Genomic DNA, 11,498 nt, shown 5'->3' on the forward strand with positions numbered 1-11,498 from the left:
GGCAGATGGCTGCGATTGCCTGCTGGGCAAGCATCAGGCGTGTCCGGCATGTAGGGTTCATCGCGAAAGCGAAAACGGGAATTTGCGTAGAATGATGGGATGGGAAATGGTTCGCAGCACTGATGCCCGCCGTGCGTCGCAGCTTGCGGCAGTGCTTCTTGGGACCACGATCCTCGCGGGTGTTCCCGAAGCGGCTTTCGCCCAGGATGCCGAGCAGGCACCGGAGGTTGCTCCGGCTGCAGCACCTGCACCGACTGAGACGCCCGATCCTGCTCCTGCCGTTCAGACCATTCAGTCGATCCGGGTGACAGGTGCCGAGCGTCTCGAGCCCCAGACGGTGATGTCCTACATCGATCTGCGTATCGGCCAGCCTTACTCCAAGGCTGCGGCCGACCAAGCGCTGAAGGACCTCTACTCGACCGAACTGTTCAAGGACGTCCAGGTCACAAACGACGGCGGCAATGTGACCATTGCCATTCAGGAAAACCCGGTCGTCAACCGCATCATTCTTGAGGGCAACAAGCGGATCAAGGACGACAAGATCCTGCCCGAGATCAAGGTGGCACCGCGCCAGATCTTCACGCGCTCGAAGATCCGCGCCGACGTCGCCCGCATCATCGAACTCTACAAGCGTCAGGGCCGCTACGCCGCGACGGTCGAGCCGAAGATGGTCATGCTCGACCAGAACCGCGTCGACATCGTTTTCGAGATTACCGAAGGACCCAAGTCCAAGGTTCGCCAGATTAACATCATCGGCAACGAGCACTTCTCCGACGGGAAGCTGCGCGGCGAGATGGTCACCAAGGAAGCGCGCATAACGCGCATTTTCAGCTCGGGTACGAGCTATGACCCCGACCGCATGGCCTTCGATCAGCAGAAGCTGCGTCAGTTCTACCTGACTGAAGGCTATGCTGACTTCCGCGTGGTTTCGGCCGTGGCCGAGCTTACGCCGGACAAGAAGGACTTCATCATCACGTACGTGGTGGAAGAAGGTAAGCGCTACAAGTTCGGCGACGTGAAGGTGGAAAGCCAGCTTCGCGATTTCGACGGCGAGAAGCTGGCGAAGAACCTGCCGATGAAGGCTGGCGACTGGTACAATGCCAAGCAGGTCGAAGATACCATCGACAGCCTCAACGAGACGGCCGGTGCCTTCGGTTACGCCTTTGCCGATGTCCGTCCGGAATACGACCGCAACAAGGAAGACCTCACCATGGGGATCACGTTCGTGATCCAGGAGGCTCCGCGCGTCTATGTCGAACGGATCGACATCAACGGCAACACGCTGACCCAGGACAAGGTCATCCGCCGCGAGTTCCGCCTTGCCGAAGGCGACGCATTCAACTCGCTGCAGGTCAAGCGCTCGACCAACCGCATCAAGTCGCTGGGCTACTTCCAGGAGAAGTTCGAGGTCGAACAGAAGCCGGGCAGCGGCGAGGACCGGATCATCCTCGAAGCCAATGTCGAGGAAAAGCCGACCGGCGAACTCCAGCTGTCGGCTGGTTTCTCGAGCCTCGAAAGCTTCATCTTCCAGGCCTCGGTGCGTCAGCGCAACTTCCGCGGTCGTGGTCAGACGGTCGGCCTGTCGGGCAGCTATTCGCGCTATTCGAAGAGCGTGCAGGCGAGCTTCGTCGAACCCTATCTGTTCGACAAGAACGTGTCGCTCGGCGTCGACATCTATCGCCGCGACTACAACAGCTTCAACTATTATAACTCCAGCCGCAATACGACCTACAAGCAGGCGACGACCGGCTTCCAGGTGCGTGCCGGTGTTCCGTTGACCGAATATGTCACGGCCATCGGTCGCTACACGCTCAACTACGACGACGTGTCGCTGAGCAGCAACCAGTTCTATTCGACCGACGAGAATGGCGTTTATGGCTGCGATCCGCTGCGCGCCGGTCGCTATCTGTGCGAAGCAATCGGCAAGCGCCTCAGCTCCATCCTCGGCCTCTCGCTGGTCTACGATACGCTCGACAACCGTATTCGCCCCTCGCGCGGCGAAACTGCGTCGATCAATGTCGACATTGCCGGTCTTGGCGGTGACGTGAAGTATGCGCGCCTGCGTGCCAACGCGGCAAAGTACTGGTCGCTTGGCAGCGGGTTTATCTTCTCGCTCTCGGCGGAGGGCGGTGCCATCACCGGCTATGGCGGCGACGAAATCCGTCTGACCGACCGCTTCTATCTTGGCGAGCCGCAGATCCGCGGCTTCGGCATCCGCGGTGTGGGCCCACGCGTCATCCGCCAGTACCTCAGTCAGGACGAGAACGGCGACTACACCGTTCAGAGCAACAAGTCCGACGATGCCCTGGGTGGCAAGTACTACTACATGGGCCGTGCCGAGCTGGAGATCCCGCTTGGCTCTGGTGCACGCGAGATGGGACTGCGTCCATCGATCTTCGTCGACACCGGCGCTGTTTGGAACATCAAGGCGCCCGACACCATCGACTGCGGTGCCGGCTGCTTCATCGGAACGCGCGACAGCGACGGCAATCAGCTCTACTACCCTGCCAACGGTGATGGTACCTTTGATACCACCACGACGACGACGTCCGAGCAGACCAACGGTACTGACAACCTGGCAGTCGGATCGACGCAGTATTTCACCGAGCGTTTCGTCGGCGATAGCTGGAAGCCCCGTGTCGCGGTGGGGTTTGGTGTGAACTGGAACTCGCCCTTCGGGCCGTTCCGCATCAACATTTCCAAGGTCCTCCTCAAGGAGGATGGCGACGATCCCAAAACATTCACATTTAACGTGGGAACCCAATTCTGATGAAAAAGATGTTCAAGACCGTGGCGCTGGGCTCGGCCCTCGCGCTTGCCACCGTCGCCGCACAGCCGGCTCTGGCCCAGAAGGCGAGCAAGGCAGAAGGCGGTACCATCGTTCCTGGCCTTGGCGTTGCCAACCTCGACGCCGTGATCGCCAACTCGAATGCCTACAAGACGGCCGAGCAGCAGCGTGAGACGACCTACAAGGCACAGTACGATCAGGCGCAGGCCCGTCGCGACCAGCTGACCGCTCAGCTTCAGCCGATGGTCGACAAGTTCAACACCGATCGTCAGGCGGCCAATCCGAACCAGGCTTCGCTGCAGCAGCAGGCCAATGCGATCCAGCAGATCCAGGAAAAGGGCAAGGCCGAACTTCAGCAGATCCTGCAGCCGGTCGCGATGTCGCAGGCTTATGTTCAGGAGCAGATCGAGGACAAGCTCAACGACGCTCTCAAGGCTGCGATGAACAAGCGCAGCGTCTCGATGGTCCTGTCGCCGGAATCGGTCATTGCTTTCAACGGTGCGGCCTACAACCTCAATCAGGACATCCTGAACGAGCTGAACACCGCCCTCCCGTCCGCGCAGCTGGTACCGCCGGCAGGGTGGGAGCCGCGTCAGGTTCGCCAAGCTCGTGCTCAGCAGGCTGCTGCCGAGCAGGCTCAGCAGAGCACCAGCACGCAGCCGGCCGGCCGCTGATAGAGCGCGAGTACCGGGCATGAGCGACAACACCGAAGTGGAATACGACACCGCGAAGATCCTGGCGGCGCTTCCGCACCGCTATCCGATGCTGCTGGTCGACCGCGTGGCTTCCCTCGCCGAAGAGGAAATCCATGCCGTGAAGGCCGTGAGCTTCAACGAGGACTTCTTCCAGGGCCATTTCCCCGGCCGTCCGATCATGCCCGGCGTTCTCCAGATCGAGGCGCTGGCGCAGGCCGCGGGCATTCTCGCCATCGAGAGCCTCGGCCTCGCCGGAACCGGCAAGCTGGTCTATTTCATGGCGATCGAGGATGCGAAGTTCCGCAATCCGGTCACGCCGGGCCATTTGCTCGATCTGCGTGCGGGCTTCGTCCAGAAGCGCTCGCGCGTCTGCAAGTTCTGGGGCAAGGCCTCGATCGGCGACAAGGTGACGTGCGAGGTGAACTTCACCGCGATGATCGCAGACAGCTGATTTACGCGGTCTCCTGCGCGACGGCAGGTGCACGGAGTCTTGCAATTATAAGCTTCCGGCGCTATGGGCGCCGCTTTCCTAGGCAGGCCGGTCGGAACCGGCCACATGCAGAGAGTACCGAATAATGAAGGCCGATACGCATCCCGACTACCACATGATCACGGTGCAGATGACCGATGGCACCACCTTCCAGACCCGCTCCACCTGGGGCGCTGAAGGCGATACGCTGGTGCTTGAAGTCGATCCGACCTCGCACCCGGCCTGGACCGGCGGTACGCAGCGCGTCAACGAAGGCGGTCGTGTCGCCCAGTTCAACAAGCGTTTCGGTGGTCTGTCGCTCAAGAAGAAGTGAGCGATCGGCATATAGCCAAAAAGAAAAAGGCGGTCCGGATCGGACCGCCTTTTTTCGTTCAGCCATCCAGGCCGAAGTTCATGAGGTCGTGCCATTCCCTCTGATCGGGCGGGACAGCGCGCAGGAATTCCATACCGGCGGCCTGACCACGTACCCAGCGCACGATCGCGGGCAGCATCGAGTTCTCGCAAAGTCCGATCGAGACGAACCCGCCCTGACGCAGCGCTTCGCCTTCGGTCTGGACGCAGCAGCCGTGCAGGGAGATGTCGGCCAGCAGAACGTCGAAGCGGCGACCCTGCGATGTTTCGAGAGTGGCTTCAAAGTGCGTGGCGTGACGCCGTTCGCGGCGGCGGTCATCCAGCGCGTCCTGATTGCTGGCGTATAGTCTTCCGATTGGTGCGTTCACAGCGATTCCCGTCTTTTGTGGCGCTAGGAGAGACGCGCATTGTCGCTCTGCAATCGTTAATCATCGCCCACGATACAGGCTTGCCAACGCGGTAACCCTGTTTCGACGGTGCGGAGATTGCCTTTGCAGGGAACGTTCCTAGTCTGACGCGTTGTGAAAACAGGTGTGGTTTGCACCACGGCCACCGGGGCGTGCTTTTCCTGATGGGGAGGCACCCGGTCGGTGGCGTCAAGTGATGGAAAGAGCCGAGAAGGTTCCGACAAGGAGAAGCGCTATGATCCGATCAGTCCCTATCGCCGCTGCATGTGCCCTGGTGCTGTCTGCATCCGCAGCCGTTGCGGAAGATTCGCCGGCGGCCGCCAAGGGCGAAACGGTGCATGCCACCGTCGTTGGATTGGATGGAAACTCGCTCGGCATGATCACCTTGCAGCAGACGCCGACCGGCGTCCTTGTGTCGACCGATCTCAAGGGGCTGCCCGAAGGCGAGCACGGCTTCCACTTTCACGAAAAGGGCATCTGCAGCCCGGCTGATAAGTTCACGACATCCGGCGGGCACTTCGCCGGCAGTCATGCCAAGCATGGGCTCATGGTGGAGGGTGGTCCGCACGCGGGCGATATGCCGAACCAGTACGTGGGACCGGATGGTGTACTGAAGGAGCAGATCTTCAACACCGGTGTGACGCTGACGCCCGGCCCGAATTCGCTGCTCGATGCAGACGGTTCGGCACTTGTGATCCACGCGGGTGCTGACGACTACATGAGCCAGCCTTCTGGCGCAGCAGGTAACCGTATTGCCTGCGCGGTGATCAGCGCTGGCGAATGATGCTGAACCTGGGGCAGGGCGGTTGCCTCCGTCCTAGCCCCAGGGTCTTTCGCGATACCATTGCGTGATCACGTACTTGCGGCCCGCGCGCACTTTCATCGCGTGGTGCAGCGTTGCGGCATTGAGCGAACCGTCGGGTTTGCGGTTGTTCCACGCGATCAGCTTGCCGCATTCCGGCTGAATCGTCTTGTTGATAGCCCGGAACCGAGTGGCGCCTCCGGCCTCCACATCGTTCAGGTAGATCATGAAGGTCCAGGTGCGCTGGCCGGCAACCGCGCAATAGGTCTCGTAGTCAGCGCTTTTCGGCTCGAAGTAGTCGGTATGCGCCTTGAATTCCTGACCGACCTCGTAGCGCTGGCCCTGAAGCGGTTCGGCATGCGCGAGATCGATTCCGGAAAGGTGCGAGAGCTTTTTCGCCAGTGCCGCGACGGCGGGGATTTCGGACGAGAGGTCGCAAGTCGAACTCGTGCGGAAGGCATTGTCGCCGTTGCTGTCGGCCACGGTGGAAGGTCGGTGCTGGGCTTCGATCAGTTCAGCGAGTGCCGCGCATTCCTCACGTGAGAGGAAGTCGCGCACGATGAACAGGTCCAGTCGCGATGACGGGAAGCGCTGAATGCCCGCGCGGGATAGCAGCCCCGCTGCCGATGATTCGCCTGGTTGCGTCATGGCGGCACCCATAGCGGCGTGGCAAGGGAGAGAAAATCGCGTGAGTTGTGCCCCGATCCGATTTTTTGCTTTGCAAGAAGGGCCGCCATGTGCAAATGCGCCCTCCCGCGCTTGGGGTGTTATGCTACGCCCTTCGCGAAACAGGACGCAGCTTGCAAAATAAGCGCATCCCGGGTGTGGCGATCGTAGCTCAGTTGGTTAGAGCGCCGGTTTGTGGTACCGGAGGTCGTGGGTTCGAACCCCATCGATCGCCCCATTTTTTCCTTTCATCGCGGCATCAGGTCCCTATTGCGGGTGACAAGCAAGACGCCTTGTTGTCCAACCCCTTGTTCCTTTCGCAACGGTCTTTAGAAGCGCGCCTGTCATGCATGGCTTTGCCAACCCGGCCCGATTCCTTCGCATCGCGCGATGGTTGATGCCCCTTTGCATGGGGGCGGGAATCGTCGTGGCTTTCGGCGCCCTCGGCTGGGGGCTCTTGGCCGCACCGGCAGAGCGCCTTCAGGGCGAGACCGTGCGAATCGTCTATCTTCACGTCCCGGCTGCCTGGCTCGGCATGGCCGGGTGGATGGGAATCGCCGTTGCGAGCTTCACCGAATTGGTCTGGCGGCACCCGCTGGCGGGCATCGCCGCGCGGGCCTGTGCCGTGCCGGGTGCGGTGTTCACGGCTGTCTGTCTGATCACCGGATCGCTCTGGGGCCGCCCCGCCTGGGGAACCTGGTGGGTGTGGGACGGGCGTCTCACCAGCATGCTTGTTCTGCTGTTCCTCTATTTCGGCTGGATGGCGCTGTCGCAGGCCAGCGAGGCATCGGACGGCGGGCAGAGCAAGGCGCCCGCGATCTTCGGACTGGTCGGTGCTGTGAACATTCCGATAATTCACTACTCGGTGACCTGGTGGAACAGCCTGCACCAGCCGCCCAGCATCACCATGGGCAAGTCGGCCATGTCCGGCGCTTTCCTGTGGCCGCTGCTGTTCGCCATGCTCGGGTTCACGCTGATTTTCGGCGGTGTCGTGCTGGCGCGCATGCGGGCTATTCTCGCCAATCAGCAGGCAGAGGCTCGCCTTCGCCGCAAGGCCCTGGCGGCAGGAGACCTGTAGTGCGCGAAGCCATGGATCCCTGGACATTCATTGCGGCGTCCTATGCCATCGGCGTGGGGGCCACGGTCGCCATGATCGGGTGGTCGTTGCTGTCGATGAGGCGCGCTGAAAAGCGCCGCGACGACGCGAGGAAGCGCTGATCATGGCTATCAAGGCAAAGCACCAGCGTCTGGTCCTGCTCGTGATCGCGCTTGTCGTGCTGATCGGCGCCGGGCTGCTTGCGGCCTGGGCACTGCGCAATCAGGCAAGCTATTTCTACGTGCCCAGCGAGATCGTTGCCGACCCGCCCGCGCCCGACCGAGCGGTGCGGCTTGGCGGCATGGTCGAGCAGGGTTCGATCAAGACACAGCCCGACGGGGTAACGATCTCCTTCGTCGTTCAGGATGGCGAGGCGCGCGTGCCGGTGACCTTCAAGGGCATTGCTCCGTCGCTCTTCGTCGAGGGCTCCGGCGTGGTCGCCGAAGGCAAGATGCGGACGGACGGCACGTTCATCGCCGACAATCTCCTGGCCAAACACGACGAGAACTATGTGCCGCGTGAAATGCAGAACATGACTGACGCGCAGGCCAAGCAGGTCGTGGCCGAAACCCAATGATTGCCGAACTCGGTCTTGCCGCCCTCTGGCTGGCTGCGGCACTGGCCGCGCTTCAACTCGTTTCGGGCTCACTGGGACTGACCCGGCGCGGGACGGCGATGAGCGGCGTCGTCCGGCCTCTTGCAGTCGTTCAGGGACTGCTTGCGTTGCTCGCCTTCGGCTGCCTGATCTATGTCTTCGCCGTCACGGACCTGTCGGTAAAGCTGGTCGCGGCGAATTCGCATTCGATGAAACCGCTGGTTTTCAAGATCGCCGGTGCCTGGGGCAACCATGAAGGTTCGATGCTCTTGTGGGTGACGGTGATGGGTATGGCCGGCGCTGTCGTCGCGCTCGTCGAGAAACGGCTGCCCGAACCGACCATGCTGGCCACGCTGGCCGGGCAGGCGTTCGTTTCGCTTGGCTTCTATGCCTTTCTGCTGCTGTCCTCCAATCCCTTCGAGCGGCTCTCGCCGGTTCCGCCTGAGGGCAATGGGCTCAATCCGCTGCTGCAGGATCTTGGCCTCGCGTTCCATCCGCCGACGCTTTACCTTGGCTATGTCGGGCTCTCGGTCGCCTTCAGCTTCGCCATTGGCGCACTGATTACCCGTGAGGTCGGCCCCGCCTTTGCCCGTGCCATGCGTCCCTGGGTGCTGGGAGCCTGGATTTTCCTGACCATCGGTATCACGGCCGGCTCCTATTGGGCCTATTACGAGCTCGGCTGGGGCGGTTGGTGGTTCTGGGACCCGGTCGAGAATGCCTCGCTGATGCCCTGGCTCGCCGCGACGGCGTTGCTGCATTCGGCCAGCGTTCTGGCTTCGCGCAACGCCTTGCGGGCGTGGACCATAATGCTGGGTGTGGTCGCTTTCTCGATGTCGATGATCGGCACCTTCCTGGTCCGTTCCGGCATTCTCACCAGCGTTCACGCTTTCGCCGTCGATCCCGAACGCGGCACTTTCATTCTTGGCCTGCTGGCGATCTATATCGGCGGTGCGCTGACGCTGTTCGCGCTGCGTGCGGCGACCGTGACCGAAGGCAAGCGCTTTGCGCTTGTCAGCCGCGAGGGGGCGCTCGTCTTCAATAACGTCATGCTTTCGGCCATTCTGGGCATCGTGCTGTTTGGCACGCTCTACCCGCTTCTGGCCGAGGCGATGGGGGCGAAGGTCTCTGTAGGCCCGCCGTACTTCAATCCGATGAGTGCGCTGTTCGCAGTGCCTATGCTGGTCGTGCTGGCTGTCGGTCCGTTGCTGCGCTGGCGTCGCGACAAGTTCGCACGCGTGGGCAAGGCGCTGGTGATCCCGGCCATGCTGGTGGCCGTGGCAGGTATCGCGGTTGTCATGATCGGCGGTGTATCGTTGCTGCCCTTCCTGGGGCTTGTTCTGGCGGTGGGCCTCGCGTGGGCGAGCTTCCTTCCCCTGCGCGACCGCAACCTGCGCCGCACGCCTTTGCCCGTCTGGGGCATGGTCATAGCCCATTTCGGCATTGCCGTGGCCCTGTTCGGCATGAGCTGCGAGAGTGCGTTCACGGTCGAGAAGCTTGTGGCGGTTCGAACCGGTGACATTACCGAGGTCGGCCCGTGGGGCGTGAAGCTCGATGCCATCGAACCGGTGGCGGGGCCGAACTGGACTGCTCTCGAAGCCCGGTTGCTGGTGCGGTATGGTCCCGATGGCAAGGTTACCCGCATGCTGCCTCAATCGCGCAGCTTCTGGGCACCGCCGCAGCAGACCAGCGAATCCGCGCTGCTGACGCGCTGGAACGGGCAGCTTTATGCCGTGCTTGGCGGAGAGGGCGAGGATGGCCGCTGGCAGCTTCGCCTGTGGTGGAAGCCCTTCGTGCCGCTGATCTGGATTGGCGGGCTCCTGATTGCTCTTGGCGGCGTCTTTGCGCTGATCGGTCGGGTAAAGAGCGATGTGCGCCGTCTGGTGGCCAAGGGCAGGATTGCCGACCGCCATGAAGGGGAAGCGCAGTTGGGGATGCGGCCATGAGCGACCTTCCCGCCAACAAGCCCCGGCGCTGGGTGATCTGGCTGCCGCTGGCGCTTTTTCTCGGCTTTGTCGTGCTCGTGATGATCGGTCTGTTCCGTCCGGCAGACAGGAATGTCGCCAGCGCGCTCGTCGGCAAGCCGATGCCTGAGTTCAGTCTGCCGCCGGCGCTGCCGGGCCGTCCGGGACTGGACAGCAAGCTACTGGCCAATGGCAAACCGCATCTCGTGAACATTTTCGCGAGCTGGTGCGTACCCTGCCGTGTCGAGGCTCCCCAACTGGCCGCACTGGCAAAGGCCGGTGTCCCGATAGAGGGCATCTCGGTTCGCGACACGACCGAGAACCTGCAGGCCTTCCTTCAGCAAAATGGTGATCCCTACCAGCGGATCGGGGCCGATGACGATGGGCAGGTCCAGCTTGCGCTGGGCTCTTCCGGTGTCCCCGAAACCTATGTGATCGATGGCAAGGGGACGATCGTCTATCAGCACATCGGTGAAATTCGCCCCGAACATCTGGGGCTGCTGCTCGACAAGCTGAAAGAGGCCGGCCGATGATGCGCGCGGCTTACAGCTTTGTCGCGGGCATGGTTCTCGCTCTGGGACTGGCCACGGGCACGCCGGGAATGGCGCAGGAGGAACGCTCGACCGCGCCCTATGCCTATCGGCAGCTCGATGATCCCGCCAAGGAAGAGCAGGCGCAGGACTTGATGGAAACGCTGCGCTGCCTGCAGTGTCAGGGCCAGTCCATCGCCGACTCGGATGCACCGATAGCCGGCTCGATGCGTTCGCTCGTGCGCGAGCGCATCGCCGCGGGCGAGGAGCCCGAAGCGATCCGCTCCTGGCTGATCGAGCGTTATGGTGACTACGTGAGCTATGCGCCCCGGATCACCGGTCTGACGTGGCCGCTGTTTGCGGTGCCTGCCGTGCTGGTCCTGCTCGCATTCCTGCTGCTGCGCCGCCGGTTCGGCGCGAAAGCGGATGAAGGAGGCGAGGCATGACCTGGGTCTTCGTCATTGCCCTTGCCCTGATTGCATTCGGGCTTATCGTTTTCGCCTTCAAGACACCGCGCGGGACGCGTGAGGCCGTTGCAGCTGCATTGCTGCTCGGTCTTGCCGGCTACGTCACGCAAGGTTCGCCAGCCATGCCGGGCGCACCGAAGCCGCCGAGCGAATCCATGTCGCGCGATGCCGCCTCGCTCGTCGAAGCGCGGCTCAAGGTCACCAACAAAGGCATCCCGCCAAACAACCAATGGGTGGTGATCGCCGATGGTCTGGCGCGGAACGGCCGTTATGCCGATGCCGCAAAGGTTCTGCGCGGGGCTATCGAGAAGGATCCGGGCAATTCGGAAGCCTGGCTCGCGATGGCCAATTCGCTGATGGCGCATTCGGAAGGTGTCCTTACGCCTGCTGCGATCTATGCCTATCGCCGTGCGGCAAAGGCTGACCCCAATGCGCCGGGACCGCCATTCTTCTTCGGCTTGGCACTGCTGCAGAGCGGGAACGTGGCCGAGGCACGATCGCTCTGGGCCGATGTGCTGGACCGCGCGCCGGAGGACGCCGAGTGGCGCGCGCCTCTGGAACAACAGTTGAAGCGACTCGATGCAGTGCTGTCGCAACAGCCTGCGGGCGCTTCCGATTCGGTTCCGTCCCAACCGTGAACGGGCTTTTGA

General features: G+C 62.4%; 14 protein-coding genes and 1 tRNA gene. 13 read left to right on the plus strand and 2 right to left on the minus strand.

The features are described 5' to 3' along the window. Positions 1–106 precede the first annotated feature (106 nt). The 4 genes from bamA (at position 107) to rpmE (ending at position 4,286) form a co-directional block, all read left to right on the plus strand. Positions 107–2,770, plus strand: a complete 2,664-nt coding sequence (bamA, locus tag IEX64_RS07910) for an outer membrane protein assembly factor BamA (RefSeq protein WP_229710142.1) — start codon at positions 107–109, stop codon at positions 2,768–2,770. Next, positions 2,770–3,462 carry an OmpH family outer membrane protein gene (locus IEX64_RS07915; RefSeq protein ID WP_188819112.1) on the plus strand — a complete coding sequence of 231 codons (693 nt, stop codon included), beginning with the start codon at positions 2,770–2,772 and terminating at the stop codon, positions 3,460–3,462. Before bamA ends, IEX64_RS07915 begins: the two co-directional genes overlap by 1 nt. Positions 3,463–3,481: 19 nt before the next feature. After that, positions 3,482–3,934 (plus strand): 3-hydroxyacyl-ACP dehydratase FabZ, encoded by a 453-nt coding sequence (gene fabZ, locus IEX64_RS07920; protein ID WP_188819113.1) that lies wholly within the window; start codon positions 3,482–3,484, stop codon positions 3,932–3,934. 124 nt (positions 3,935–4,058) lie between these two features. Then, positions 4,059–4,286 carry a 50S ribosomal protein L31 gene (rpmE, locus tag IEX64_RS07925; protein ID WP_188819114.1) on the plus strand — a complete coding sequence of 76 codons (228 nt, stop codon included), beginning with the start codon at positions 4,059–4,061 and terminating at the stop codon, positions 4,284–4,286. 58 nt (positions 4,287–4,344) lie between these two features. Here the strand turns inward: rpmE and IEX64_RS07930 are convergent, their stop codons facing one another. Continuing rightward, positions 4,345–4,692 (minus strand): PilZ domain-containing protein, encoded by a 348-nt coding sequence (locus IEX64_RS07930; protein ID WP_188819115.1) that lies wholly within the window; start codon positions 4,690–4,692, stop codon positions 4,345–4,347. A 274-nt stretch (positions 4,693–4,966) separates the two neighbouring features. Between IEX64_RS07930 and IEX64_RS07935 the strand changes: the two genes are divergently transcribed. Beyond that, positions 4,967–5,515 carry a superoxide dismutase family protein gene (locus tag IEX64_RS07935; protein ID WP_188819116.1) on the plus strand — a complete coding sequence of 183 codons (549 nt, stop codon included), beginning with the start codon at positions 4,967–4,969 and terminating at the stop codon, positions 5,513–5,515. Positions 5,516–5,548: 33 nt separating this feature from the next. On the opposite strand, the gene IEX64_RS07940 is transcribed toward IEX64_RS07935, so the two are convergent. Continuing rightward, entirely contained in the window at positions 5,549–6,181 is a 633-nt protein-coding gene (locus IEX64_RS07940; RefSeq protein ID WP_188819117.1) for a prolyl hydroxylase family protein, read from the minus strand. A gap of 179 nt (positions 6,182–6,360) precedes the next feature. On the opposite strand from IEX64_RS07940, the gene IEX64_RS07945 reads away from it, so the two are divergent. The 8 genes from IEX64_RS07945 (at position 6,361) to IEX64_RS07980 (ending at position 11,486) form a co-directional block, all read left to right on the plus strand. Continuing rightward, positions 6,361–6,437: transfer RNA gene (locus tag IEX64_RS07945), tRNA-His, on the plus strand. A gap of 108 nt (positions 6,438–6,545) precedes the next feature. Next, positions 6,546–7,277 (plus strand): heme ABC transporter permease CcmC, encoded by a 732-nt coding sequence (ccmC, locus tag IEX64_RS07950; protein ID WP_188819118.1) that lies wholly within the window; start codon positions 6,546–6,548, stop codon positions 7,275–7,277. After that, entirely contained in the window at positions 7,277–7,417 is a 141-nt protein-coding gene (locus IEX64_RS07955; protein WP_188819119.1) for a hypothetical protein, read from the plus strand. The genes ccmC and IEX64_RS07955 overlap by 1 nt, the downstream gene beginning before the upstream one ends. A gap of 2 nt (positions 7,418–7,419) precedes the next feature. Then, positions 7,420–7,872, plus strand: coding sequence for a cytochrome c maturation protein CcmE (gene ccmE / locus IEX64_RS07960; protein ID WP_188819120.1), 453 nt, complete (start codon positions 7,420–7,422; stop codon positions 7,870–7,872). Beyond that, positions 7,869–9,833, plus strand: coding sequence for a heme lyase CcmF/NrfE family subunit (locus tag IEX64_RS07965; RefSeq protein ID WP_188819121.1), 1,965 nt, complete (start codon positions 7,869–7,871; stop codon positions 9,831–9,833). Before ccmE ends, IEX64_RS07965 begins: the two co-directional genes overlap by 4 nt. Beyond that, positions 9,830–10,384: a DsbE family thiol:disulfide interchange protein gene (locus tag IEX64_RS07970; protein WP_188819122.1), complete on the plus strand. Its 555-nt coding sequence runs from the start codon at positions 9,830–9,832 to the stop codon at positions 10,382–10,384. The genes IEX64_RS07965 and IEX64_RS07970 overlap by 4 nt, the downstream gene beginning before the upstream one ends. 29 nt (positions 10,385–10,413) lie before the next feature. After that, positions 10,414–10,827, plus strand: a complete 414-nt coding sequence (locus IEX64_RS07975; RefSeq protein WP_373290134.1) for a cytochrome c-type biogenesis protein — start codon at positions 10,414–10,416, stop codon at positions 10,825–10,827. Continuing rightward, the gene (locus IEX64_RS07980; protein ID WP_188819124.1) at positions 10,824–11,486 is read left to right on the plus strand and encodes a tetratricopeptide repeat protein; all 663 of its coding nucleotides are present in this window, start codon (positions 10,824–10,826) and stop codon (positions 11,484–11,486) included. Before IEX64_RS07975 ends, IEX64_RS07980 begins: the two co-directional genes overlap by 4 nt. The last annotated feature ends 12 nt before the right edge of the window (positions 11,487–11,498 follow it).

The sequence above is a fragment of the Novosphingobium indicum genome, from assembly GCF_014645195.1.
Taxonomy (GTDB): domain Bacteria; phylum Pseudomonadota; class Alphaproteobacteria; order Sphingomonadales; family Sphingomonadaceae; genus Novosphingobium; species Novosphingobium indicum.

Coding starts and splice junctions, on each gene's coding strand:
- bamA (WP_229710142.1), top strand. CDS start 107: ATGGTTCGCAGCACTGATGCCCGCCGTGCGTCGCAGCTTGCGGCAGTG.
- IEX64_RS07915 (WP_188819112.1), top strand. CDS start 2,770: ATGAAAAAGATGTTCAAGACCGTGGCGCTGGGCTCGGCCCTCGCGCTT.
- fabZ (WP_188819113.1), top strand. CDS start 3,482: ATGAGCGACAACACCGAAGTGGAATACGACACCGCGAAGATCCTGGCG.
- rpmE (WP_188819114.1), top strand. CDS start 4,059: ATGAAGGCCGATACGCATCCCGACTACCACATGATCACGGTGCAGATG.
- IEX64_RS07935 (WP_188819116.1), top strand. CDS start 4,967: ATGATCCGATCAGTCCCTATCGCCGCTGCATGTGCCCTGGTGCTGTCT.
- IEX64_RS07940 (WP_188819117.1), bottom strand. CDS start 6,181: ATGACGCAACCAGGCGAATCATCGGCAGCGGGGCTGCTATCCCGCGCG.
- ccmC (WP_188819118.1), top strand. CDS start 6,546: ATGCATGGCTTTGCCAACCCGGCCCGATTCCTTCGCATCGCGCGATGG.
- ccmE (WP_188819120.1), top strand. CDS start 7,420: ATGGCTATCAAGGCAAAGCACCAGCGTCTGGTCCTGCTCGTGATCGCG.
- IEX64_RS07965 (WP_188819121.1), top strand. CDS start 7,869: ATGATTGCCGAACTCGGTCTTGCCGCCCTCTGGCTGGCTGCGGCACTG.
- IEX64_RS07970 (WP_188819122.1), top strand. CDS start 9,830: ATGAGCGACCTTCCCGCCAACAAGCCCCGGCGCTGGGTGATCTGGCTG.
- IEX64_RS07975 (WP_373290134.1), top strand. CDS start 10,414: ATGGTTCTCGCTCTGGGACTGGCCACGGGCACGCCGGGAATGGCGCAG.
- IEX64_RS07980 (WP_188819124.1), top strand. CDS start 10,824: ATGACCTGGGTCTTCGTCATTGCCCTTGCCCTGATTGCATTCGGGCTT.